Below are 22,763 nucleotides of genomic sequence, written 5' to 3' on the forward strand. Positions count from 1 at the left end.
TTTTGATACACTAATAAAATCATAGTATTGGAATACAAGTGAGATTACTAACGACGCCCAAAAAGATGATGCGACGAAATGCGGGAGGTGCTGCAACTGGTGGCGGAATGAATTTTCAAGCAGCTGTATCTGCAATTGCATATGTCTACATGGCTAGGGGGCAGCGCCTCTCTTGGCTTGATGGTTTGGTGGACGATACGCCGATTGCAGTAGAGGCTGAAACTGGTGGCGCTGGCGATGATTTGCGACTTTCGCTCAGGCTGGATCAGGTAGTAGAAATTCAGGTTAAGAGAGGACTGCAATCTGGGGAGGACCTGTGGAGTTCGTTAACCGCACTCGCGAAGATTTGTCATTCAAATATTAATGTCTATGGGGTTTTAGTTGTTTCACCTTCGAGTAGCAATACGATTAAAACGCATCTTGCAAATGATGTCATACGTCTAGGGCAAGGGCGTTCAGACAATCTTTCTGAAATATCCAAAACATTCGTGTCAAGGCTAACCGCGCTGGGGTTAGGCATCGAAGAAAGTTGCAAGCGTATCCGCATTCAAACAATCTCTGCGCTTGAATGGGATCAAGCCTCTATACAAGCAGCGCGTGCCGAGTTAGGTCATATTTGTGCGGATCATGATCAATTGCGATCAACATGGGATATTTTATATAAAGATTCTTCAGCCTTAATTGAGCATCGTGGTCGGCGAGATGTGTCATCAGTACTTGCCCTGCTTTGTGCTAGTGGTATTAACCTGGTAGAGAAAAAATCAACTGCACCCATGTTGTTGCTCGAAAAATTAGTGAAATGGACGATAGAGACTAGCGCTAATTTTTCAATCTTTGGTGTTGAAAAAAAGTTGCAAATTGACGAGGCATGGATTCCCTTAAGAGCGATAGTGCGAGAGAGTTTAGATGTCGTGAACGAAGATCTAGCAGATGCAATAAAGAGCTATCAAGCTTGGGAGGATCGAAACATACCTCGTGATGCGGAGATCATTGATCCGGAAACGTTGGGGCGATTCATTACCCGTGCAGTAATCATTGGCGGGCCTGGCATGGGAAAAACCACGCTTTTGAAGCGGATTGCACGTCGTTACAGTGAAGATAAAATACCTGTCATGCGTGTGCGTCTATCTGCTGTGGCAGCAAGCATGAAAAATGGAAGCAGTTTTGAAAATGCCATCTTCGAGCATGGATTCGATAGTAGTGGTATTTCCATTACGGAAATTAAAAAAGTTTCATTTTCAAATTGGTTACTATTATGCGATGGACTTGATGAATGTGGTCGACAACAAGAGAACGTAGCGGAGGGAGCAGCTCGCTTTTCTGCAGGACATCCTGGATGCACAATATTAGTGACTACGAGGCCGGTGGGATATGCCGTCGCACATTTTAGCGAATGGCGTCATTACCATTTAGCACCACTTGAAGACTCCCGTACAGTATTTCATCTTGCCAATTTAGTTGAAGAGATCGCAAATGAAGAAACTCCACAAAAACAAAATGCATATTCAATATGCAAGGCGGCAATTGATGAAAGTTCAGTACGCAAAGTTGTTTCACGAAGCCCGTTACTTTTGGTGCTCGCAGCATCTATAGTAGCTCTGGGGGAGAGTTTAGGCACAACCAAAGCACAGTTGTATGAACAAATATTCAAACTAATTGATAGTGTGCCAAATGGTCGAATACCGGAAGTGCCCGGTTCTCCAGCAATTTTACAGCGCTATCTTAATATCCTTGGGTGGCAAATAACAAAATACCCCCTAGATTCTGTCGCAAATATACTTAAGAAAGCTTCTGAAATCGTTGCAAACGATTTTGGCTATACAGAGTTTCAAGCACAAGAAAAATCTAATGAATATCTACAATATTGGCAAGATGTTGGAATAATTGAGCGCATAGGACATGGGCACAAAGACGCATTGACTTTTATACATAAAAGTTTCGGTGAATTTTCTGCAGCGCGATATCTTTGTTCAATGGCAGTTGATGAACAGCAATCTACAATTGCCAACATTATAGATAATTCAGATTGGTTTGAAGTTCTTCAATTCTCTGGCCTTTTGGGGCTCGCAGATGTGGTAAGTAATGCGTTGCTTTCGAAGTTAGAAAATTCTTCCTTCGACTCCAAGAAAATTCTTCAACTCGTTGAACTGTTGGTAGAAGCAAATCCAGCACCTGCCCGTGCACTGCGAAAACGAATCGTTGATGCGACATTTTCGGTTGTATCTTCAAATCGGCGTTCGCTAGTCTTCGAAGTTGGGGAATTACTTGTGGCAGCAGCTCGCCGTTTCCCTGAGGAGGTTGGACCTGCCTCTAATTCTCTACTTGATCATGAACAATACTGGACACGACTTGTTGCATGGTCTAGTTCAGTAGCAGCGGGAGCACCACATTATCGTCAGGAGCAGCTCATTGAAGTTACTCTATTTTTCATAAGTAAACTTGGATCAGGTTTTAAACCGTCTCTGGCTGGAGGTATTAGCTTGGGGGGAGATGGCGACTATGACTTAATTAAAACATTTGCGCTGGATGCAATATCAGAACTTCTAACGCATAGTTCTAGCCAGGTCTCTGATCAATTTTTCAAAGAGATATTGGATCATCCTCTTTTGCGTGAAGTGAGCTTTCAATTGAATGCAAGGAGGGTACTTGAGTCTAATGGGCGATCTCTTGAACTTAAAGAATTACACAATTTCAATCGGCACTCAATGCATCCGGGGCCGGAATATGTTGAAGCAGAATTGCTTGCCTTTAATGCTATTTTTGATGCTTTCGATCTACCGCTGGCAAGTCTGGAGAGAAAGGAAATACCTAGCACCTTACTACATTTCAGCGCTTTTCTTGAAGCAAGTAATTTTAATAATATCGAAATGTCGGATACATGGGCATGGACGAAGCTTTACGATAAATTGGTTACTCGTGAAACACTGAAAGGTTTTGTCGGGATATGTAAAATTAATCCCGAATTACTTCGTCTTGAAATGCAAGTCGCACGTGATTACTTGGCCGTGTCAACGGACTTAGAAGATAGGTCACTTTTCCGATTGATCACTAAGGTTGATCCAGCGGAAGTGGATTGGTCTGCTGCTAAGACGTTAGGCTTAGATAATGCAAAAATTGAAAGCTCCCTTTACCATCCCTCCCGATGGATTGTTTGGCTAGGTGCCAATCTTCTGGCAAATATGCTAACCGCATCAGAAATGAATTCCGTTTTGTGCCGACTTATGAAAACTGGAGAGGGACACGCATTGTGGGCGGCAGCCGCGCTAACCTCATGTCTTGAAGCGGATCGCTCCATTGCTCTCTTGCTTGAGCGACTGTCTGAGCCTCATGTCCATGGTTGTGAACATTTGATAAGTCACTTAAAAAACTTCAATCTTGTATGGGACGATTCATTATCCAAAATATCAAGGATTGGGCTAAATGGAGATGTTGATATTGCCATTGAGACTGTCACGCTTATTGATAAATTCGTTATAAGTGATCATCCAGATCAGTTATCTCTTATTGAAGACGCTTTGAGCTATTGGATCGTAAATGAGGTCCCATATCCAAAGTCAAGCGGCCCCATTCCAAATAGTCCCCGAGCTACTCTTATTAAGGTACTTAAAAAAATTCGCCCACTCAGCTTCCAGAAGTTAAAGATTTTTGTTAATGATTCTAGACCAGACGTTAGAGATACTGCGGAAGAATTACTTATTGATTCTCTTCGAGAAGGCGATGTTTCGATTCTGGAATTTCTAAGCGATATCTCCAATCAAGTGTTACCTGTGAACTTATTGGGAAAGGTATTGCGAGCTGAAGTATCTTTGAACGCGGTAGAGATTAATTCTGTTGTCGAATTGCTGGCAAGTAAAAACGCTAAAATACGACTAAATGCGATGTCGGTTTTTCGTGATACTTATTTGAACACGATGCAAATAAGATCTTATGCGCAAATGATGATCCAAGATTCTGAAAATGAAATTAGAGAACGTGCTTACCGTGTCATTGACGAACTCTAAAATTATCTTTGTGAACTTAATGAATACCTTGAGCAGAATTTATTTAAGCCACCCCGTAATACCCCAAAAACATCCCTGCCGTCAGTTCTATCAACACCTTTTGCTGCGGCTCTTCCAGCATGGGCTGCCCCATCGCGACTTGCGGCCAGAAGGCCAGGGACTTCAGTTGGCCTTGCAGCATGTCGCCCATGAAATAGGGGTCGCCAGCTTTGAGTTTGCCATCTGCCTGTGCCGCCCTGATCCAGGCGACGATGCCTTCTTCGCGTTTGCTCATGCGTTCTACCATGTCGCGGGCGCGGTCCGGGGTGTGGATGGTGGCAGCCACGGCGACGCGTACGAGGTCGATGAAATTGGTGTCGCTCATCAGGCGCATCTTGTTGCCAAGGAAAGTTTCCAGTTGTTCGCGCAGGTTTTTATCGGCCTGATAGCGAAAATCATCCTGAGAAACAGCGCTTTGCCACAATTTTAACAATATTGCGGCGAACAAATCGTCTTTACTAGGGAAGTGGTTGTACACCGTGCGTTTGGAGACGATTGCCGTGGCGGCGATCTTGTCCATGCTGGTTGCATCGAAACCATTGAGGCGAAATTCATGGATGGCTGCCTGCAATATGGCTTCGCGCTTGCGGTCGGTCTGGCGTACGGGTTCTGACATTTTGTAATTTTATTATCTGATGTGCTGGTTGAGCCTGTCTGGCTGCGATAAAAGAATTTTACACTAAGTAGTTTACTTTTTTAGATTTAGAAACTACACTGTGTAGTGTAAATATTCGATGCAGTATTTTTCTTGTGTAGTTTTGTGCAGTCATCAGGCGCAATCATTTATGCCCCGAATTTCGCGGTTTGTATTCAGTCTCTTCATGACAGGAGTGTTGATCATCATGGCTTATGTTTCTTACCCCAGCAATGCCCAGAATTTACCCGTCGTTGCTTCTGCAATTGCGCCAGCAACACCAGCTCCCGCTACTACAGGCGGTTTTGTCAATGACAAAGAGATGCGCGAACCAGGCTTGCGGGGCAGCCTCAAAATCATGTGGAAGTTTTTCTTTGATAAGCCCAAAGATACTGTACCGGGCGGCAGCATACCCGTGTTTGATCTGACTCAAGAGCAGTTGCTGGCTGCACCGGACAATAGTCTCTACCGCCTTGGCCATTCAACCATGCTGATGAAATTGCAGGGTGAATTCTGGCTGACTGACCCGGTGTTTTCTGAACGTGCTTCGCCCTTCCAGTGGATGGGCCCCAAGCGTTTTCACCAGCCGCCGATCAGCATTGCTGACCTGCCGCCCATCAAGGGCATCATCCTGTCGCATGATCATTATGATCACCTTGATTACGCTGCTATTTTGCAACTGGCGAAAAAGACTGAGCATATCCTGACACCGACAGGCGTGGGTGATCGCCTCATCAAATGGGGTATAGCTGCAGACAAAATCCAGCAACTGGGCTGGTGGCAAAGCACCTGGGTCAATGGCATACAGTTTGTAGCGACGCCTGCCCAGCATTTTTCTGGCCGTGGCCTGCATGACCGTGACCAGACCCTGTGGGCATCGTGGAGCATACTGACGCCTGAACTGAAAATATTTTTCAGTGGCGACACTGGCTACTTCAAGGGCTTCAAAGAGATAGGCGACAAATACGGCCCCTTTGACCTGACCATGATAGAAACCGGTGCCTATAACAAGATGTGGCCTGATGTGCACATGCAGCCAGAGCAATCGCTGCAGGCGCATATCGATTTGCGTGGCAAGACCATGCTGCCTATCCACAATGGTACCTTTGATTTATCACTGCATAGCTGGTTCGAGCCGTTTGAGCGCATCGTCGCGCTGGCCAAGCAGCATGATGTGCGCATCAGCACGCCACAGATGGGTGAAGAAGTCGATATCGCTGAGCCGCAAACGGGCAAACGCTGGTGGTTGTTCCCCATGGCGCAGGCCAGCAAGCCTGTGTCTTTGCAGTCTGCACTTGCCGAGTGATATTACACAGCAAGCGCGCAGAGACTATCACACACAAAACGATTACAAAGGCAGGGCCAGGTTTTATTCAAAAATCTGGCCTTACTTGATGATTGGCAAGGCCGCGCCAGCCAGTACAAACAAAGTTCCACAGGATCGGTTAAAAAGTTTCTCGCCGCGCTCCAGCCAGGGGCGTATCTGGTGGGCCAATCTGGCCAGCAGGCATTCGACCACAAATTCCATACCCGCAAATGTCGCCGTCATGATCAGGAATTGTGTCAGCAAAGAGCGCTGCAGATCAATAAACTGCGGCAGGAAAGCGCCATAGAACAAGATCACTTTTGGGTTGGCAATAGCGGTCAGCAAGCCAGTGCGGAACAGGATGTCTCCGTGCGCAATGCCCTTGTTGTCTTTCAGCGAGAGATGCAGCGCAGGTGCGCGCCATAACTGTATACCCAGCCAGACCAGGTAAAGCCCGCCGCCTATCTTGAGCACCAGCAGGGCATGTGAAGCTGCCTGCAGCAAGGCGCCGAGGCCAAACATGGACAAGGCAATCAGGGCAGTAAAACCCACCACGCCGCCCGTGATGGTCCACAAGGCTTTTCGTGCGCCATACATTGCACCATGGGTCATCGCAAGCAAGCCATTTGGCCCCGGTGTCAGCGACAGTCCCAATACTGTGATTGCGTAAATAATCCAGATGTTTAAAGCCATGTTTTCTCCTGTTTTCCATGAAGTCAGTGTAAACAGGATCATGTTTTATAAATGGTATGATCTGGACTTATTTAGGTAATTTATGGACATCGATTATGCCAAGCTATGTGCATACTGAAACGACTGTGGCAGACATACGCCTGCTGATCATGCCTTTGCCTGAATTTGCGATGCTGCCGTTTGGGGGATTTCTCGACAAGCTGCGCTTTACCGCAGATGAGGCAGACTACAGTCGCCAGCGGTATTGCACCTGGCAAATCCTGGGACTGGAAGCGGGCAGTATCAAATCCAGCAGTGGCATCGATATTCAAGTTCAGACTACCCCGGCAGAAATTAATTATGCAGACTTTGATTACCTGGTGGTTTTTGGTGGCAGGAGCGCGCAGGCAACGCAGGCGCTGGCACCGCGCTACAAAAACTTTCTGCGTAAAGCGGCAGGGCATGGCGTGAAGCTGGTCTGTATTGATAATGCCTGCTTCCTGCTGGCTGCCTGTGGTTTATTGACTGGGCATAAAGTTGCCTTGCACTGGCGGCATGAAGCTGAATTCCGTGCCTCATTCCCACGTATAGAAGTCGTCAGCGGGCAGATGTATTGTTTTGATGGTGAGCGCGGTGAACGAATTTCATGCGCCGGTGGCATGGCAGCGATAGACCTGGCGATAGAAATGCTTGCGCGTGCCTGTGGCCGCAGCCGTGCGCTGAAGGGCCTGGCCGACATGCTGGTCGATGAGGCACGCAGCAGCGGTCATGAGTTGCGCTCACTTGATATAGAAGCTGCAACGAGCCGCCACACAGGCCGTGCCATTGCCCTGATGCGCAGCCTGCTCAGCGCCAGCAAGACCATCGATGAACTTGCGGGCATGGTCGGTATCAGCAGGCGGCAAATAGACCGCCAGTTTCTGTCTGAGCATGGCATGACGGCAAAGAACTATTGGAATGAGTTGCGACTGCAGCATGTGCAATGGCGCTTGCTGAATTCTGGGCATAGCCTTGCTGTCATCGCAGATGAAGCAGGCATAGCCGAAGTCAGTTATCTGGGGAAAATATTCCGCAAGCGTTTTGGTATGTCGCCTGCGCTATTTCGAAAGACATCACCGGGTGTGCCGCCAGTCCTCTAGCCACGTATCCGGACCATGATCAACAAATATGAGTGCAGAAATACCGTGACCTAGGGCGCATTGCAATGCGCCGCATGAGATCGTTGCATATTTGGGAAAACGCCAGTACGGCATGCGTTGCTTGTATGCGGCGCGTTACAACGCAACTTACGATATGTAGGGGAAATCTGATTTCTCAAATACTTGAAGTTGCAGGATTACCCATCGTTTGAATTCATCTTCAGAAATCGGATTATCAATTGGCAGCATTCCTGGCCAAAGGCGTACAGCCATCATTGCCCACTCATCTGCCATTTTTTTAATTGCCGGAGGTGCGGAATATAGTTTCGCCGCATCGCGAAATTCACCTGCCGCGGAACATACAAAAGAAAAGTGTATTTCACCAGCAGTATATGATCTCGCCAGTTTAATTAATTTACGCGCCTCAGGGAAACGTGTTTCAGGATTATGTGTCTCGAATTCGTTCAAATTCTGCGTGAATGAGTTCTTCATATTACTAATATTCTCAAGGCTGCCGTATAAAATCGACGAGATCCAAGGTCTTTTGATCCGGCCTGGGCGTGAAAAAACTCACCACCATCATGGTGATGAACCCAGCCGGGACGCCGAATACACCAGCAGATATAGGTGCGATGCTGAACCACTGATTCGCCGGGCTGCCACCAAATATAGGGTGGGTATACAGCATATAAAACACGCAGACGACAAAGCCAGCAATCATGCCGCAGATGGCACCCTGGCGATTCGCACGCTTCCAGAATATGCCCAGTACCAGGCAGGGGAACAGCGCTGAAGCAGCCACTGAAAATGCCGCGCCGACCAGTGACAAAATATCGGCAGGCTTGAGTGAAGCCACATAGGCCGCCACCAGCGCCACCACCAGTAGCAGCAGCTTGGATATCGTCACCCGCTTTTGTGTTGAGGCTTGCGGGTCTATGATCTTGTAGTAGATATCGTGCGACAGGGAATTCGATATCGTCAACAGCAAGCCATCTGCGGTAGAAAGCGCAGCCGCCAGGCCGCCCGCAGCCACCAGCGCAGATACCACATACGGCAGGCCAGCAATCTCGGGTGTGGCCAGCACGACGATGTCACCATCGAGCACAATCTCGGCGAGCTGGACTATGCCGTCATGGTTGATGTCGGTGATATTCACGAGTGGGTTGTTGCGGTCTATATTGGCCCAGTAAGTGACCCAGGCGGGCAGTTTGGAAAATTCTGTACCGACCAGGGAATTATAGATATCGTATTTGACCAGTATCGCCAGTGCCGGTATCGTGATGTACAGCAGCATGATAAAGAACAGTGACCAGAACACCGAGTCGCGGCTCTCCTTGACCGTGGGCGTGGTGTAGTAGCGCACCAGCACATGCGGCAGGGCGGCAGTACCCATCATCAGGCATAGCACCAGTGCCATGAAATTATTGCGCTTGCTGTCAGACTCTTTCTTGTCCTTTGCCGCATACGGCGTGTATTTGGAAAAGCCGGGTTGCGCCTTGGCGAGATAATTATTGCGTACCTCGTTCCAGCGGTTTTGTGCTTCTTGTGGTGACTTGGGGTAATTCGCCAGCACCCGCCCTGCAGCCTTGATCTCCAGCAGCGAGGCATTGCCTGATTTTAATTCTTCAAGTTTGTGCTGCAATTCAAAACGGCCGTCTTCCCATGATTGCGGCAATTGTTGAATTTTCTTTTGCAGCTCGTCGGCACGCTGGCGGTAGATGGCCCTGACTTCTTTTTCCCTTGGATCTGACTCAAAAATCTTTTCCTTGTTTCTCAGCTCTGGCAGCACCGCCCCGTAAGAGAGCGGCGCGACCGGGTTATTGGTGTGTTTGACTGACAGCCAGGCAACCGGGATCAGGAAGGCGACAATGATGATGATGTATTGCGCGACCTGGGTCCAGGTTACGGCACGCATGCCACCCAGGAAAGAACACACCAGTATGCTGGCCAGGCCGAGGAAGATGCCGACAGAAAAATCCACACCGGTAAAGCGCGAGGTGATCAGGCCCACACCATAGATTTGCGCGACCACATAGATGAAGGAAATGAATACCGTGGCAATCACAGCCAGTATCCTGACCATATTGTTTTCCGGGTTGCCAGCAAAGCGTGCACCGAGAAAATCAGGAATTGTGTATTGACCAAACTTGCGCAGATAAGGTGCAATCAGCATCGCCACCAGGCAAAAGCCGCCGGTCCAGCCTATGATGTAGGCAAGGCCATCAAAACCCTGCAAATACAGGCCACCCGCCAGGCTCAAAAAACTGGCGGCAGACATCCAGTCGGCTGCCGTCGCCATGCCATTGAAAACCGCAGGCACGCGCCGCCCGGCGACATAATACTCGCTGATGTCAGCCGTACGGCTGACCACGCCTATGCCTGCATACAGCACGATGGTGGCAAACATGAACAGATAGCCTATCCAGGCGCGCGGCACACCTTCTTTTTCGAGGATAGCCAGACTGATCAGGAAGATGAAAAACAGCAGCGTGTACCACAGGTAATAAACCGTCAACCTTTGTGTGAAAATTTTTTGTCCCATGTGATCAGCTTTCTGCCTTCCTGCGGCCTATCCAGCCCATGCTGAGTGAATAGATGGCAAGTATCAGCACAAAGCTCAGCGTCAGGCCTTGCGCCGCCATGTAGAAAGAAAACGGCCAGCCAAAGAAAACCACGCTGGACAATTCACGCGCAAAGAACAGTACACAAAAGCACAGCACAGCCCAGCAAGCCATCAGGGCCACGGTCAGTCGCCGGGTATGCCGCCAGTATTGTTTGCTGACACTGCCAGCCTGCTCAGGTGCTGCGCTCATGACAAGCCCTCCATGGCAAGTTCATCGTAAGGGTTCAACTGGAAAGAGATGCGGAATACGCAACCGGGGTAGGCCGGGTCTTGCGGTTGCGGATTGTCGAGTATTTCTATCCTGGCCTCATGCTGGCTGGCGATCTCACGCACGATGGCCAGGCCCAGGCCGCTGCCTTGCACATTGCTGCCGAGGATGCGGTAAAAACGCTCGAACACGTGCCCGCGTTCTTCAATCGGTATGCCACGGCCATTGTCTTCGACCTCCAGTACCGCCAGTGCCTGTTCATGGTCGGTGCGTACACGCACTGTCACACTATGGCCTTGTGGGGTGTAACGTAAAGCATTGTCGATCAGGTTGCTGAGCATTTCACGCAACATCAGCGGGCTGCCAAAAATCAGTACCGCATTTTTATCCTGCTCAAAACCCAGATCTATTTTTTTTGCAAAAGATGCCTGTATCCAGTCCTGCACCACATTGCGGGCCAGAATATTCAAGTCTATCTGTTCGCGTGGCTGATTGGCCGGGGCCAGGTTTTCTGCGCGTGCCAGTGTCAGCAACTGGTTGACCAGGCGTGTGGCTGCTTCTGAGCTGGTGGCCAGTTGCGTTAATGATTGATGTATCTCTTGCTGGTCAGTCTGGCGCAAGGCCAGCTCTGACTGCATGCGCAAACCGGCCAGTGGCGTCTTCATCTGGTGGGCGGCATCAGCGATAAAGCGTTTCTGGATGGCGATGGTTTGTGCCAGCCTTTCCAGCATTTCATTGAGTGATTTGACGAGTGGTGTGATTTCTTCCGGCACATGGCGTGAATCAATGGGGCTGAGGTCATCTGGCCTGCGCGCGCGTATGCGCTGCTGCAGTTCTGCCAGAGGTGACAGGCCGCGGCTCAATGCAAACCAGACCAGCGCCAGAGCAATCGGCAAGATGATGAACTGCGGCAGGATCACGCCCTTGATGATTTCATTGGCCAGCAGGGCGCGTTTTTCCAGTGTCTCGGCGACCTGTACCAAGGCTAAATGCGGGTCTGTATTCGGACCGGGTTTGCCTGTCTTGTTGAGGTCGATATAACTATAGGCAATGCGTATATCTATGCCGCGCAAGACGGCGTTCCTGAACTGGACTGTACCTATGGTCGGTTTGTCTTCTTCAATGGGAGCGGGAAGGTCACGGTCACCATCAATGAGCTGGTCTTTGCTGACCTTGATCTGAAAATAGATATTGTCGAGATCATCTGCCCGCAAGATATCTCTTGCAGGATTGCTGAGCTGGGTCACGACCTTGCCGTCTATCTCTTTGACCTGCTGTGACAGTACTAGCACATTATCTTCGAGCGCGCGGTCAAAGGGCTGGTTGGCGATGGATTTTGCCACCAGGTAGGTGATGGCAATGCTCATCGGCCATAACAGCAAGAGCGGTGCCAGCATCCAGTCAAGGATTTCGCCAAACAGGGAACGTTGCGTTTTTTCTTCGGGCTGCTTGCCAGCCAGGCTGTCAGGCGCTGCTGCGTCGCTGTCGTCCTTGCCTGGCTGTTGACTCATTTTTGTTCAGTGCTGGCGGTAGCAGTAGGTGTGGCCGTGACTGTGGGCGCAGCAGGGACGAAGAATTTTTCCAGGCAATAACCGAGACCGCGCACTGTCGCAATACGCACACCATCTACCTCTATTTTTTTGCGCAGGCGGTGCACATAGACTTCGATGGCATTGTTGCTGACTTCTTCACCCCATTCGCACAGATGATCGACCAGCTGTTCCTTCGATACCAGCCGCCCGGTACGCTGCAACAGTACTTCCAGCAAGCCCAGCTCACGCGCAGACAAGTCCAGCATCTGTTCATGAATATAAGCAATACGCCCGACCTGGTCATAAGTCAGCGGCCCATGCTTGATGACGGTAGGCCCGCCACCTGCACCACGCCGCGTCAGTGCTCGCACTCGTGCTTCGAGTTCAGACAGGGCAAAGGGCTTGGCCATGTAATCATCTGCGCCCAGGTCCAGTCCCTTGACCCTTTGTTCGACCGAATCTGCCGCTGTCAGTATCAGCACCGGCAAACGCGAATTACGCGCCCGCAAGCGGCGCAATACTTCTGGTCCGCTCAATTTGGGCAAGCCCAGATCAAGGATCAGCAAATCAAAGTCCTGGGTAGTCAGCGCAGTATCTGCCGCTTCCCCATCATTGACACAATCAGTGGCATAGCCGGATTGCCTGAGCGAGCGGGTCAGACCGTCGGCCAGTACACTGTCGTCTTCTGCTAGCAAAATACGCATGATGAATTCGTTTTACGGTGGTTTGTCTCTGTTATCGGATGTCAGCATACGTGGCAATGGTCTTTGCCCGGCGACATCTCTTTCTATTTTGTCACGCAGTTGAGATTTGCGCTGCGTGCAGGATGAACTTTACCTCAATATCAGGTTTTGCTGGAGTCAGGTGGGGATATATTTGCGCCATGACAAGGATTTGTCGTTGAGCGGCATCAGGGGATCAGTTGTGGACGACATCAAAGCCAGAACCGGTGCGTCAAGACGCACCGTCCGGGCGTTTGAATTATGGTAACTGCTTGTTTATCGCCACCCTGAAATAATCCACATCGACATAATCATCGTCAGCAGAAGGTGATACATCTGGCCGCACGCTGAACAAACCCATCTGTGCACCAACCCAGCGGCCCATCGTTGCATTGAACTCATCGCCAATCGCATTAAATTGCTGATTGTCGGTGCTGTAATAGAATTGCGTTTTGCCACCTGCCTGCACCACCATGCGCAAATAGACAGTGCTGCTGTTTAATGGCAGGCTGGCGCGTATCACTTCTGCGCATTTTGCTTCTGTCTTGTCGCAAGTCGATAAGAGTAACTGTCTTGCCTTGTCTTGCTGGCGCACGCCCAACCAGGCATAGTTGAAACCATACATGATGAGGCCAGTGCTGCTGCCGTTTTGCAGATGATTCACATCCAGTCTGGTATCTACCGTGAATTGTTCGGCAGGCAGTTTTTGCAATAGCAAGGAGGGCACGTCCCACAGGTTGTTGCGTTCTGCATAGCTGCTGTCAGCTTGAGTGTGCAGGCGCAGGTGCTGTGGCCTGGCTGTCAATGAATACCATGCTGGTTTCCAGTTGGCATTCCATTGCCATTGTAAGCCCAGCTTGCTGTCCTTGAATTCATCGGTAGTCGCGGGCTGCACTTGCTGGAAAGTGCCTGCTACTGGCATCGCATGTCTGAGCACGGGTTCACCTGTTCCGGTATTGTTGACATCGTCACCGATGACGGGCCAGCCATCTTTCCAGTGCATGGGTTGCAGGTGCACGATGCGGCCATAGGCGCGCTTGTCCTGGAAGTGGTAAAACCAGTCAGTGCCTGCTGGTGTCTGTACCCAGGCTCCCTGATGCGGGCCATTGGTGGCTGACTTGCCTTGCGCCATAACGATCTTGTCTTCATAAGGGCCCTCGATATGGCGTGAGCGGAATACCGATTGCCAGCCTTCTTCCACGCCACCAGCCGGGGCGAATACATAGTAGTAGCCTTGATGTTTGTAGAGTTTAGGGCCTTCCAGCGTCTTGTAGCCAGGCAGCTTGTTGCCATCGATAACGACCTTGCCTTCGGTATCCAGTATCTGTGTCGCCTCCTTGTTCATGCGGCGCAGGCTCAGCATATTGTTGATGCCTGCGCGGCTTTTTGCCCAGGCGTGTAGCAGATAAGCCTGACCATCCTCATCCCACAAGGGCGTGGGATCAATGATGCCCTTGCCTGCCAGCAGCAGGTGGGGCGTAGTCCAGGGGCCACTGAAATTGTCTGCCGTCATCACATAAATGCCCTGGTCAGGGTCAGGATAAAAAATCCAGAAGCGCTGGTCGTGATAACGCAAACAGGGCGCCCACACTCCCTTGCCATGCTGTGGTCGGGCAAAATCCGCGAGTGGCAATTGCTGGGGCAGGGCATGCCCCACCAGTTGCCAGTGCACCATGTCTGCCGATTCCAGCAAAGGCAGGCCGGGTGCACTATTGAAGCTTGATGCCGTCATGTAATAGTGCTTGCCTACACGGATGACATCGGGGTCGGAATAATCGGCGTGGATGATGGGGTTCTGGTATTGCGCCCGGTCGGCATGGGCAGCATGTTGGGCATGCGCCGGTATAGTCAAAACGGGTGCCAGCAGACAGGCAGCCAGCAGTTGGGGCAATAGTCCAGTTTTTCTTGTCATCATGTATTGCCTTAGGTTTTGGTTGACCAAATTTAAATTGGTAAGACCAATTATGCGATGCAAAGTTGTGCTGTGCAAGCGTGGTTTGCAGGTGCGTGACAAAAATCAGTGGATTGCGCAAACCAGCGAGCTGCATTTTTTTGTTGACTTCATTGATTACGCGTGTAATCATTCATTGTCGATTACATCTGTAAATGATTGTCTCATGCTAATTTCACTCTGGAGCCAGCAATGAAAAACATCGCCATCAGCGAAGCAGAATCGCTGGTCATGGAAACCCTGTGGAAACAGCATCCTCAGTCAGCCGAATTGGTCAGCGCCGCTTTGGCACAGCAACAGGATTGGCAGGAAGCCACCGTCAAAACCCTGCTGAACCGCTTGCTCAAAAAGGGGGCGATCGCTGCCGAGAAGGATGGCAGACGTTTTCTGTATTCGCCCATCCTGCAGCGTGAACAATGGCTGATGTCAGAGAGCAAGGGTTTTCTTGACCGCATGTTCAATGGCCGCATCGCACCACTGGTGGCGCACTTCAGCGAACAAAAGAAATTATCGAAGCAGGATATCGCTGAACTCAAACGTCTCATCAAGGAGCTCGGTGATGATCAGTAATTTCTTGCAGCCAGCAATACTCGCCTGCCTCGTCATCAGCGGCCTGACCGTGCTCATTCTGCTGGTCAGAAACCCTTTGCGCAAACTGGCAGGTGCCAGTATTGCCTACCAGCTCTGGGCGGTCTTGCCACTCTCCCTGCTCGCCATGTTTTTGCCGCACCGGCAATTTCTGGACTTCGCTGATAAGTCGATGGCACCCGCAAACCAGCTCATCTCCGGCACAACTTTACTGGAGATACAGCCTGCCAGCACCTGGCCAATAATTCTTGTCAGTGTATGGCTCATAGGCAGCCTGTGTCTGCTGGGCCTGCTTGGCATGCAGCACCTGCATTTTTTGCGCAGGCTGGGCAAACTGACCGAGAGCGAGGGTGTCTATCTCGCCAGCGATGTTGATACCGGCCCGGCGCTGACAGGCTGCTTCAGGCCGAAGATCATCGTCCCCGCCGATTTTTATGAACGTTACAGCGAAGCAGAGCGGGCACTCATCATCCGCCATGAACTGGTGCACAAAGGCCGTGGTGATGTCATTGCCAATATCCTGTTTGCGTTGCTGCAATGCCTGTTCTGGTTCAACCCGCTCGTGCATGTCGCTGCCCGCTGCTTTCGCCTCGACCAGGAGCTGGCCTGCGATGCCAGCGTGATTGCGCAAGAGCCACAGGCCAGGCGCACCTATGCCGAAGCCATGCTCAAAACCCAGTTAAGTCTCACCCCCAGCGCCCTGGCCTGCCATTGGCCTTCTCGTCATCCCTTAAAGGAGAGAATCATGCAATTGCAACAGAACAATCCAAGTAAATTGAAACGTGTTCTCGCCTACGCAGTATTGAGCTGCCTGTGCAGTGTTAGTGCCTACAGTGCCTGGGCTGCGACACCAGTGAGCAGTGTTGCCGCACCCATACAGACTGGCCAGGACGCGGACAAGTCAGAAGTGGGCAGTTATTCCGTGGCGATGGATATCAAGGTTGCTGGTATAAAAAGCTCCCCCCGTGTTGTAGTCAAGCAAGGTACGCCAGCCGCCATCGGCATTCAGTCTGAAGACGGTCAGGCAAAATGGGACTTCAGTTTTACGCTTACTCCAGCACCTGCAGACAAATATAAAAATTCGGTCGTCATAGACATGATCGTCAAAAAAGGCGATGAAGTGATCGCCAAGCCAAAACTGATCACCGGCCTGGGCCAGCAAGCGAAGCTGCAAAAAGAAACGCCAGACAAACAGCAGGATTTTGATATTGCGATGACGGCTAATCTCGTCAAATAGGCGCAATGATCCGTGTAGCTTTAGTCAGGACTCATCTGCCTGCTCTGGTAAAATATTCAATTCTTATTGATAGCAAAAGAGCAGGCATTATATGCAATTCACATTTCCCAGATTTACTGCCTTATTGTTATTTCCCCTGCTGCTGTTATGCGCATCTGCTGCCACGGCAGCATCAACTAAAATCTGCACAGGCGACACTGCTCTGAGCAAATTCGATGGTTACTGGACTACCGATCATTTCGTAAGTCTGTTGAAAAAGCATGGCAACTGGACAGGGGCCATGAAAGCCACTGACAGCCAGCAAGTTGCGCTCACAATCAGGGACGGACTCATCAAACAGAACCTGGCCTGGCATGAGGGTGACGAGACTGCATATTGCCTGCGCGTAGCAGGCGATAGAATCTGGTTAGTGGGTGACGGCAAGCACAGGGCAGAGCAGGGGCCTTATCAACGCCTGGGCACACCTGAGCAGAACCAGGCCGACCTTTATCTGGCACGCATCATACAAGGCTGCTTTGTCAGCGAAGAAAAAGAGCAATGGTGTTTCGCAGACGGCAAGCTCAGCATCAATGGCAAACCGGATAAAGCCAGATTGTCCCTGGATTTGTCTGAGCTGGATTTGTATGGCACGCCATTGCGTGTTGAAGGCCGCAAGCTGCCGTTCTGGTATCTGGTCAGGCGTGGAGATGCATGGGTAGTATTTGAAGACGATTATGCTAGTAATGAAAAACGTGTGCCCGTCGATCCAAATACCAGCAAGCCCTGGCGCGTGTTAAGAAAGTAGCAGGCCAGCGTGAAGCTTCATTTTTCTGGTTTGCACCGCTACTTCCGTATCAAGTATGTTCTGTTGCTGGCATTGATCATCGCGCTGGCTGGCTTTATTCAGGTCATGCTGAGCATTGCTCTTTATCCTGCAATGCTAGCGCAACAATCTGCCACGCCTGAAAAAATCAAGGCTGATGCAGCGATCATTTTAGGCGCATCGGTATGGAAAGACAGGCCCTCGCCCGTATTTGCAGAACGCATCAAGCATGGCATACACCTGTACAAAAACGGTCAGGTGCAGTATCTGATTTTTACAGGTGGTGTGAGTGAAGGCGACACTCTCTCTGAATCAGCCGCTGCCCGCCAATATGCGATTGCCGAGGGTGTTCCTGCTGAAAATATTTTGACAGAAGAGGTATCGAAAAATACCTACCAAAATCTGGTGCAGGCCTGCAAGCCCATGCGCGCGCATCAATTAAAGAATGTAATGATAGTCAGTGACCCTTTGCACATGAAGCGGGCGATGACGATGGCGAATGAACTGCAACTCCATGCCATTTCTGCTGCTACACCGACCAGTCGTTATATCAGTTGGCGCTCAAAAGCGAAGTCGTTGTTGTATGAGAGCTTCTTTTATGTGAAGCATCAATTGTTGCGAGAGGAAGATCATGCTTGTTGAACAGTCGCAGCACAGGAGATTGATCAAATGAATGTGTTCATGAAGCCAGGATTTACCATATTGGGCCTGATCGCTGTGCTGACTGGCGTGGCCATGCTCTATGCCCCAGATAGCGTGAAGTTGTCTTGCAGGAGGGGCTGTGCATTCGAGCATCAGGTGATTATGCTGTTCGGTCAGCATACAGGAGTCAGTCTGCTTGGCCTGGGAATCATTGTCATTGGTGTGTACATGATGTGGCATACATTGCGGGATGGCAGATAGGCATGGTACGCTGTCTGTCAGGCGACAGCAGCGTTGTAGTGTTATTCACTTAACATGGCAAGGACTTTCTTTCCACAATCAAGCTCTGTTAGAAAGCGGCTCCAGCTTTTCCAGCATCACAAATAGACCCCTGTCGTCTTCAGAATAGGGATAGTCAAAATACGCTATCTGCATCCATTGCGCCTCCTGGCCCGGATGGACATAGATTTCAAAGTCATCCACCAGGATGATATCGCTGACTGATGCATCAGGTACAAATTCCAGATTCTTGGTTTCGCCATGCCAATGCACATACTCCATGTCTGCATACCAGGCTGGTGCCATGCCTTCTTCTACCAGCAAGCGGGCGATTTGCCTGAACTTGTCTTCTTTTACTGTCGTGAACATGACCAGGCGTGGAAATAATACAGCGCAGCGTTCGAGAAAAGCATAAAGGCCAGGGCGTGGTATCTGGCTCATGGCGTTGGAAATCAGCGTGCCTTCAAGGTCAAGTGCTAGTACGGAGGGCAGGGGTATTTTCATTTGACTGAAGCTCAATTTCAGCGAGTGTATGAACGTGATTTTTGCAGCGGGGTTACCATTGTACTTGAAGTTTTGGCCATAGTTGGTGCGGATGGCGCTCCCTCCGATTGTGCGGAACTGCGTCTAAATACGAAATTGTCTTGCATTTGCAGTAATTTATGCTTTATTATGTTTGAGTACATAATTTATGTAAATTAACATAATTACGCATAATAAAGATTAAATAAAGCAAATAAAGGGTATCAGCCATGAGTCTATCCTTCACTTTTCGCCGCCCTGAGCTGGCACAGGATCTTTGCAACAGATTGCAGGGCAAAGGCTTGAGTGATGCACGTTCAGGTCTGTTCCTGGCGGCCCCAAGGCGTGTCGGCAAGAGCACCTTCCTGCGCGAAGACCTGGTGCCAGAGATCAGCCAGCGCGGCTGGCTGCCAGTGTATGTGGATTTGTGGGCCAACAAAGAACGTGACCCCGCCCTCATCATTACCGAGGCCATCAAAAAACATTTGGCTGACACCATAGGCATCATCAGCAAGGCGGCCAAGGCCGTGGGCCTGTCCAAAGTCAATGTCATGGGCACGCTGACCATTGATATCAATCAGCCGGGTTTGCCAGACAATGTCACGCTCTCAGATGTGATTGCCGAACTCAGTCACCAGGTTAAAAAACCAATAGTGCTCATCGTCGATGAAGCCCAGCATGCACTGAGTACGACAGCAGGCCTGAATGCCATGTTTGCACTCAAGTCAGCACGCGACACCCTGAACTTCAGTGCTGAGCTGCCCGCATTGATGCTGGTGTTCACCGGTTCCAACCGTGACAAACTGGCTCACCTCGTGTTGAACCGCACCCAGCCTTTCTTTGGTTCCAGCATCACGGCTTTTCCCTTGCTCAACAAGTCATACACCGATGCCTTCACCAAATGGGCAAATGGCAATCTGGCCAGGGGTAACAAGCTGCGCGCCGAGAGTGTGTGGGCCGCCTTTCAGTTGCTTGGCCACAGACCAGAAATGCTGCGCGACCTGATCGCCCACATCGCGCTGGAAGGCCAGGCACAAAGCCTGTCCGAGATACTTGAAGACGGTGCCCGCAAAATCAATAACCGCCTGTGGGAAGAATTCGCCAGCGAGTTCGATGCCCTGACTACAATACAGAAAGCCGTGCTCAGCGTACTCATCAACAAGGGCGAACAGTGGATACCGTTTTCTGATGAGTCCATGGCGGCCTATATGGCCATCACCAAAACCAGACGCTTATCCAAGGCAACGGTGCAAACAGCCATCGATGGCTTGCGCGAAAAAAACCTGGTCTGGAAACAATCGCGCGGTATCTATGCTTTGGAAGATCTGGGATTTGCTGAGTGGTTCAGGCTTAACAGGCTGGCCGGGGAGGGGCAGGTTTGAAGCTACTGTAGCAAAAACTTATCAGCAAAATTAAAAACAATATCAAGGTAATATTGAAGTTATCTGGCGCCACATTATTGAGATCGTTGTGGCTTCAAAGCCTTGCAAGCGTACGATTACGATTCACTCATCGTATCTACAATTACTGAGGTTGCTAAATAATTTCAAAAATTCCAATCCTGAGGCAATGCAGCTTCACAAAGCGAACATTCAAGCACATCGTCCTTGATGATGTTGATAGCCTGGCATAGTCTGCAACGGCGAAATTCATAGTGGCTGCTGAAATGTCCGGGCGCAGCGAGGCCTGCGAATTGCAAGGCGTTTGCCACATCCGGCCATGACGAGGTTTGCGGGCAATAGCCAGTGGATTGATTGGTGATGGCACTTACTTCGAGCTTTTCTCCATTGATGACAAAAGTGATTTCACCAGCAGACAATACCGGGTTGCCACCGGCGCAAGCGACATGTTCGCTGTGCCGGTCAGCGAGGTGCAGGGTGCCATGCTGGTCAATGGTGAAGGTCGCAATTATGCTCCCGTCACGGTTGATATGTTGTTCAGTTTCCTTTACCCAGCGCATGACATCCTGCAACTGGCGTATCGCAAAACCTATGGGGATGGCTGCAACTGCGGTGGCAATTTCTACGGGGCCTACATAATGATAAAGCTGCGTCATAGCAGAATTGAAGAAAAGCTCAGCAAACCGATGTGCTGAATTTTGTCAGTTGTATGAATAGCACAGGCAGCAATATCCCAGTGGCGCCTGCCAGATACAGGACTAGCTGCATATTCTTTAAGCGAATCTTGTCACCGCAGATTTTTATATAGGCAACAGGCGCAATGAAAAAAAGCGAAGTCCAGATGAGCGTGAGAGCACAAGCATTGGATAGCAGGTCACCGCAATAAATGATCTCGAAAAAGCCTCTTGATAAAAACATCCACAAAGTCGCAACACCAAACCAGCGGGCAACAGAGCTCCAGTTTTTAACAAATAATTGTATATATACGGCTGCGCCGCAGATACCAATCAGTATTAGCCATGCCAGTGCCAACGATATGCTCACGCTTTTCTGGCCCAGAAAAAGAATACCAGCGCCAAGACTGCAAATGCAAGCGCAGGCAGCAATCTGCCCAGGCAGGCAGAGATGATTACGTCCGCAAATGAAACGATACTGACGGCATACAGGTCGCGGCGGCGGAGGTTGAATTTCATTTTTTGTATTTGTGCTTTGTTTTCGACGCTTCTTAAAAGCAAAGTAAGGATTGCTATTTATGAAGCATTGATGAGTCGCTTCAGATGTTGAGTCATTTTTTTCAAGTGTATCTGAAGGCAGTGCCAAGATGAATCTTCCCGCCATTCTATCCAGGTTTCTTCAATCAGAAAATCCAGAAATACATGCTGACGATTTGATCTTACTTCGTCAAGTAAAGAAATCAGTGCATCCATTTCTTTTGGGGCACCATCATGCAACCTGAAAGCTGTTTGTTCTGCGAGTGAAGAAAATCCCTCTTTGCTCCAAACAACTACATTCGCGTGGTAATAGCAATGCAGTTCTTGAAGAATCAGGTTTTCCAGATGCGCGGTTCTTATCATGATTTCATGCTAAATTTTGCACCCCATCTGCTTGCGCAACTTGACTACATCACCGGCCGCTGTCGCTTTCAGGATGTCTTCAGGGATGTGCCCATATTCTTCACGCATGAGAGTGAAATTATTTTTGGCACCGGCGGGCTGGAACCACATCAGGTAGCCACAGGTGACGGGGGCGATGCTTTGCCTGGTTTCATAATCGACGGCGATATAGGTGCCAGCCTGTTGTGCATTGGCAGGGTTGTCATAGACGGTGATGCGCCAGAGGTCACGGCTCACTTGTTTGCCTATTTGCGTCTGGTAGGCTGAGATGCGGGTTTGCCATTCTTCCAGCGTGCTGGTGTTCTTCAAACCCTTGCTCAGCATATTGTAGGCAACTTCATAGTAGCCATTGTCGATGGCTGACATATAGGCATTGCTGAGTTTTTTGCCTTCTATCTTGAACCTGGCGATGTCATCTTCACTGAGTTTGCTGCTGGCCAGTTTGGGGCGTTCCGGGATGTCGGCCACGCAATTCAATATTTGTACCATGCTGAAGCTGGTCTTGCCCTCTGCAACCTGGCCCGCCAGGGGTTCATCGCGGTTGAATTTGTATTTGCCAAATTCTGGTATTTTGCCATTGCATAGTTTGGTCGCAGGTTCGGCCATCATGGCTTGCGCCTGATCTACTGTCAGGCTGGTGTCACTGCTGAGCACCAGTTCAAAGCTTGTGCCTGAGAGTTTTTTATAGGCGAGGTCAGCCGCCCACGCCGGGCTGGCGCTGATGAAAAGGCAGGTGCTTACAGCAAGGGCAAGGCGGGATGGTGTCATGGCAATCAGTGATGAGAGAAGATCCAGCAAAGATACGGGATGCGACCTGATTTAACAATCACGAAACTGTTTCAAAAAATTACCT

Annotated in this window: 22 protein-coding genes; 9 read left to right on the top strand and 13 right to left on the bottom strand. The window is 50.0% G+C overall.

What is annotated here, in order from left to right; genetic code table 11:
- The first annotated feature begins 107 nt into the window (after nt 1–107).
- Nucleotides 108–4,001, top strand: coding sequence for an NACHT domain-containing protein (locus tag ACO0LN_RS07100; protein WP_422972273.1), 3,894 nt, complete (start codon nt 108–110; stop codon nt 3,999–4,001).
- Nucleotides 4,002–4,044: 43 nt separating this feature from the next.
- Here the strand turns inward: ACO0LN_RS07100 and ACO0LN_RS07105 are convergent, their stop codons facing one another.
- On the bottom strand, nt 4,045–4,656 hold the full coding sequence (locus tag ACO0LN_RS07105) for a TetR/AcrR family transcriptional regulator (protein WP_422972275.1): 612 nt from the start codon (nt 4,654–4,656) through the stop codon (nt 4,045–4,047).
- A 226-nt stretch (nt 4,657–4,882) separates the two neighbouring features.
- Between ACO0LN_RS07105 and ACO0LN_RS07110 the strand changes: the two genes are divergently transcribed.
- Nucleotides 4,883–5,980 carry an MBL fold metallo-hydrolase gene (locus ACO0LN_RS07110; RefSeq protein ID WP_422972277.1) on the top strand — a complete coding sequence of 366 codons (1,098 nt, stop codon included), beginning with the start codon at nt 4,883–4,885 and terminating at the stop codon, nt 5,978–5,980.
- A gap of 81 nt (nt 5,981–6,061) precedes the next feature.
- Here ACO0LN_RS07110 and ACO0LN_RS07115 read toward each other — a convergent pair whose 3' ends face one another.
- Nucleotides 6,062–6,673 (bottom strand): LysE family translocator, encoded by a 612-nt coding sequence (locus ACO0LN_RS07115; RefSeq protein WP_422972279.1) that lies wholly within the window; start codon nt 6,671–6,673, stop codon nt 6,062–6,064.
- A gap of 95 nt (nt 6,674–6,768) precedes the next feature.
- Between ACO0LN_RS07115 and ACO0LN_RS07120 the strand changes: the two genes are divergently transcribed.
- On the top strand, nt 6,769–7,791 hold the full coding sequence (locus ACO0LN_RS07120) for a GlxA family transcriptional regulator (protein WP_422972281.1): 1,023 nt from the start codon (nt 6,769–6,771) through the stop codon (nt 7,789–7,791).
- A 147-nt stretch (nt 7,792–7,938) separates the two neighbouring features.
- Here ACO0LN_RS07120 and ACO0LN_RS07125 read toward each other — a convergent pair whose 3' ends face one another.
- From ACO0LN_RS07125 to ACO0LN_RS07150, 6 genes are all read right to left on the bottom strand, one after another.
- A complete protein-coding gene (locus ACO0LN_RS07125; protein ID WP_422972283.1) occupies nt 7,939–8,283 on the bottom strand; it encodes a hypothetical protein in 345 nt (114 codons plus the stop codon).
- Nucleotides 8,284–8,296: 13 nt separating this feature from the next.
- A complete protein-coding gene (locus tag ACO0LN_RS07130; RefSeq protein WP_422972285.1) occupies nt 8,297–10,333 on the bottom strand; it encodes a sodium:solute symporter family protein in 2,037 nt (678 codons plus the stop codon).
- A gap of 4 nt (nt 10,334–10,337) precedes the next feature.
- Complete coding sequence (locus tag ACO0LN_RS07135; protein WP_422972287.1) at nt 10,338–10,604, bottom strand: DUF4212 domain-containing protein; 267 nt, start codon at nt 10,602–10,604, stop codon at nt 10,338–10,340.
- A complete protein-coding gene (locus ACO0LN_RS07140) occupies nt 10,601–12,133 on the bottom strand; it encodes a sensor histidine kinase N-terminal domain-containing protein (RefSeq protein WP_422972289.1) in 1,533 nt (510 codons plus the stop codon). The genes ACO0LN_RS07135 and ACO0LN_RS07140 overlap by 4 nt, the downstream gene beginning before the upstream one ends.
- Nucleotides 12,130–12,858: a response regulator gene (locus ACO0LN_RS07145; RefSeq protein WP_422972291.1), complete on the bottom strand. Its 729-nt coding sequence runs from the start codon at nt 12,856–12,858 to the stop codon at nt 12,130–12,132. Before ACO0LN_RS07145 ends, ACO0LN_RS07140 begins: the two co-directional genes overlap by 4 nt.
- A 277-nt stretch (nt 12,859–13,135) precedes the next feature.
- The gene (locus ACO0LN_RS07150; RefSeq protein ID WP_422972293.1) at nt 13,136–14,788 is read right to left on the bottom strand and encodes a glycoside hydrolase 43 family protein; all 1,653 of its coding nucleotides are present in this window, start codon (nt 14,786–14,788) and stop codon (nt 13,136–13,138) included.
- A gap of 231 nt (nt 14,789–15,019) precedes the next feature.
- Between ACO0LN_RS07150 and ACO0LN_RS07155 the strand changes: the two genes are divergently transcribed.
- From ACO0LN_RS07155 to ACO0LN_RS07175, 5 genes are all read left to right on the top strand, one after another.
- The gene (locus ACO0LN_RS07155; protein ID WP_422972295.1) at nt 15,020–15,397 is read left to right on the top strand and encodes a BlaI/MecI/CopY family transcriptional regulator; all 378 of its coding nucleotides are present in this window, start codon (nt 15,020–15,022) and stop codon (nt 15,395–15,397) included.
- Nucleotides 15,387–16,652 carry a M56 family metallopeptidase gene (locus ACO0LN_RS07160; RefSeq protein ID WP_422972297.1) on the top strand — a complete coding sequence of 422 codons (1,266 nt, stop codon included), beginning with the start codon at nt 15,387–15,389 and terminating at the stop codon, nt 16,650–16,652. The genes ACO0LN_RS07155 and ACO0LN_RS07160 overlap by 11 nt, the downstream gene beginning before the upstream one ends.
- A 91-nt stretch (nt 16,653–16,743) precedes the next feature.
- Nucleotides 16,744–17,436 carry a hypothetical protein gene (locus ACO0LN_RS07165; RefSeq protein ID WP_422972299.1) on the top strand — a complete coding sequence of 231 codons (693 nt, stop codon included), beginning with the start codon at nt 16,744–16,746 and terminating at the stop codon, nt 17,434–17,436.
- Nucleotides 17,437–17,445: 9 nt separating this feature from the next.
- Nucleotides 17,446–18,096, top strand: coding sequence for a YdcF family protein (locus tag ACO0LN_RS07170; RefSeq protein ID WP_422972301.1), 651 nt, complete (start codon nt 17,446–17,448; stop codon nt 18,094–18,096).
- A 27-nt stretch (nt 18,097–18,123) separates the two neighbouring features.
- A complete protein-coding gene (locus ACO0LN_RS07175) occupies nt 18,124–18,357 on the top strand; it encodes a hypothetical protein (RefSeq protein WP_422972303.1) in 234 nt (77 codons plus the stop codon).
- A 78-nt stretch (nt 18,358–18,435) separates the two neighbouring features.
- On the opposite strand, the gene ACO0LN_RS07180 is transcribed toward ACO0LN_RS07175, so the two are convergent.
- Nucleotides 18,436–18,879 (bottom strand): NIF family HAD-type phosphatase, encoded by a 444-nt coding sequence (locus tag ACO0LN_RS07180; RefSeq protein WP_422972305.1) that lies wholly within the window; start codon nt 18,877–18,879, stop codon nt 18,436–18,438.
- Nucleotides 18,880–19,127: 248 nt separating this feature from the next.
- Here ACO0LN_RS07180 and ACO0LN_RS07185 point away from each other — a divergent pair, with 248 nt between their 5' ends.
- Nucleotides 19,128–20,279 (top strand): hypothetical protein, encoded by a 1,152-nt coding sequence (locus ACO0LN_RS07185; RefSeq protein WP_422972307.1) that lies wholly within the window; start codon nt 19,128–19,130, stop codon nt 20,277–20,279.
- A gap of 164 nt (nt 20,280–20,443) precedes the next feature.
- Here the strand turns inward: ACO0LN_RS07185 and ACO0LN_RS07190 are convergent, their stop codons facing one another.
- Genes ACO0LN_RS07190 through ACO0LN_RS07205 form a run of 4 tightly spaced genes read right to left on the bottom strand, consistent with a single transcriptional unit; the run spans nt 20,444 to nt 22,678 of the window.
- Complete coding sequence (locus ACO0LN_RS07190) at nt 20,444–20,953, bottom strand: hypothetical protein (RefSeq protein WP_422972309.1); 510 nt, start codon at nt 20,951–20,953, stop codon at nt 20,444–20,446.
- Between the two features lie 19 nt (nt 20,954–20,972).
- Entirely contained in the window at nt 20,973–21,617 is a 645-nt protein-coding gene (locus tag ACO0LN_RS07195) for a hypothetical protein (RefSeq protein WP_422972311.1), read from the bottom strand.
- The gene (locus tag ACO0LN_RS07200; RefSeq protein WP_422972313.1) at nt 21,548–21,871 is read right to left on the bottom strand and encodes a hypothetical protein; all 324 of its coding nucleotides are present in this window, start codon (nt 21,869–21,871) and stop codon (nt 21,548–21,550) included. Before ACO0LN_RS07200 ends, ACO0LN_RS07195 begins: the two co-directional genes overlap by 70 nt.
- A gap of 9 nt (nt 21,872–21,880) precedes the next feature.
- Nucleotides 21,881–22,678: a DUF4019 domain-containing protein gene (locus ACO0LN_RS07205; RefSeq protein WP_422972315.1), complete on the bottom strand. Its 798-nt coding sequence runs from the start codon at nt 22,676–22,678 to the stop codon at nt 21,881–21,883.
- Nucleotides 22,679–22,763: the final 85 nt, after the last annotated feature.

The sequence above is a fragment of the Undibacterium sp. TC9W genome, from assembly GCF_049339865.1.
Taxonomy (GTDB): Bacteria; Pseudomonadota; Gammaproteobacteria; order Burkholderiales; family Burkholderiaceae_D; genus Undibacterium.

Bases quoted from the DNA above. Each gene is read 5' to 3' on its own strand.
- ACO0LN_RS07185 (WP_422972307.1), top strand. From the start codon at position 19,128: ATGAGTCTATCCTTCACTTTTCGCCGCCCTGAGCTGGCACAGGATCTT.
- ACO0LN_RS07125 (WP_422972283.1), bottom strand. From the start codon at position 8,283: ATGAAGAACTCATTCACGCAGAATTTGAACGAATTCGAGACACATAAT.
- ACO0LN_RS07110 (WP_422972277.1), top strand. From the start codon at position 4,883: ATGGCTTATGTTTCTTACCCCAGCAATGCCCAGAATTTACCCGTCGTT.
- ACO0LN_RS07115 (WP_422972279.1), bottom strand. From the start codon at position 6,673: ATGGCTTTAAACATCTGGATTATTTACGCAATCACAGTATTGGGACTG.
- ACO0LN_RS07135 (WP_422972287.1), bottom strand. From the start codon at position 10,604: ATGAGCGCAGCACCTGAGCAGGCTGGCAGTGTCAGCAAACAATACTGG.
- ACO0LN_RS07175 (WP_422972303.1), top strand. From the start codon at position 18,124: ATGAATGTGTTCATGAAGCCAGGATTTACCATATTGGGCCTGATCGCT.
- ACO0LN_RS07130 (WP_422972285.1), bottom strand. From the start codon at position 10,333: ATGGGACAAAAAATTTTCACACAAAGGTTGACGGTTTATTACCTGTGG.
- ACO0LN_RS07200 (WP_422972313.1), bottom strand. From the start codon at position 21,871: ATGATAAGAACCGCGCATCTGGAAAACCTGATTCTTCAAGAACTGCAT.
- ACO0LN_RS07145 (WP_422972291.1), bottom strand. From the start codon at position 12,858: ATGCGTATTTTGCTAGCAGAAGACGACAGTGTACTGGCCGACGGTCTG.
- ACO0LN_RS07180 (WP_422972305.1), bottom strand. From the start codon at position 18,879: ATGAAAATACCCCTGCCCTCCGTACTAGCACTTGACCTTGAAGGCACG.
- ACO0LN_RS07190 (WP_422972309.1), bottom strand. From the start codon at position 20,953: ATGACGCAGCTTTATCATTATGTAGGCCCCGTAGAAATTGCCACCGCA.
- ACO0LN_RS07105 (WP_422972275.1), bottom strand. From the start codon at position 4,656: ATGTCAGAACCCGTACGCCAGACCGACCGCAAGCGCGAAGCCATATTG.
- ACO0LN_RS07100 (WP_422972273.1), top strand. From the start codon at position 108: ATGAATTTTCAAGCAGCTGTATCTGCAATTGCATATGTCTACATGGCT.
- ACO0LN_RS07150 (WP_422972293.1), bottom strand. From the start codon at position 14,788: ATGACAAGAAAAACTGGACTATTGCCCCAACTGCTGGCTGCCTGTCTG.
- ACO0LN_RS07205 (WP_422972315.1), bottom strand. From the start codon at position 22,678: ATGACACCATCCCGCCTTGCCCTTGCTGTAAGCACCTGCCTTTTCATC.
- ACO0LN_RS07165 (WP_422972299.1), top strand. From the start codon at position 16,744: ATGCAATTCACATTTCCCAGATTTACTGCCTTATTGTTATTTCCCCTG.
- ACO0LN_RS07155 (WP_422972295.1), top strand. From the start codon at position 15,020: ATGAAAAACATCGCCATCAGCGAAGCAGAATCGCTGGTCATGGAAACC.
- ACO0LN_RS07160 (WP_422972297.1), top strand. From the start codon at position 15,387: ATGATCAGTAATTTCTTGCAGCCAGCAATACTCGCCTGCCTCGTCATC.
- ACO0LN_RS07140 (WP_422972289.1), bottom strand. From the start codon at position 12,133: ATGAGTCAACAGCCAGGCAAGGACGACAGCGACGCAGCAGCGCCTGAC.
- ACO0LN_RS07120 (WP_422972281.1), top strand. From the start codon at position 6,769: ATGCCAAGCTATGTGCATACTGAAACGACTGTGGCAGACATACGCCTG.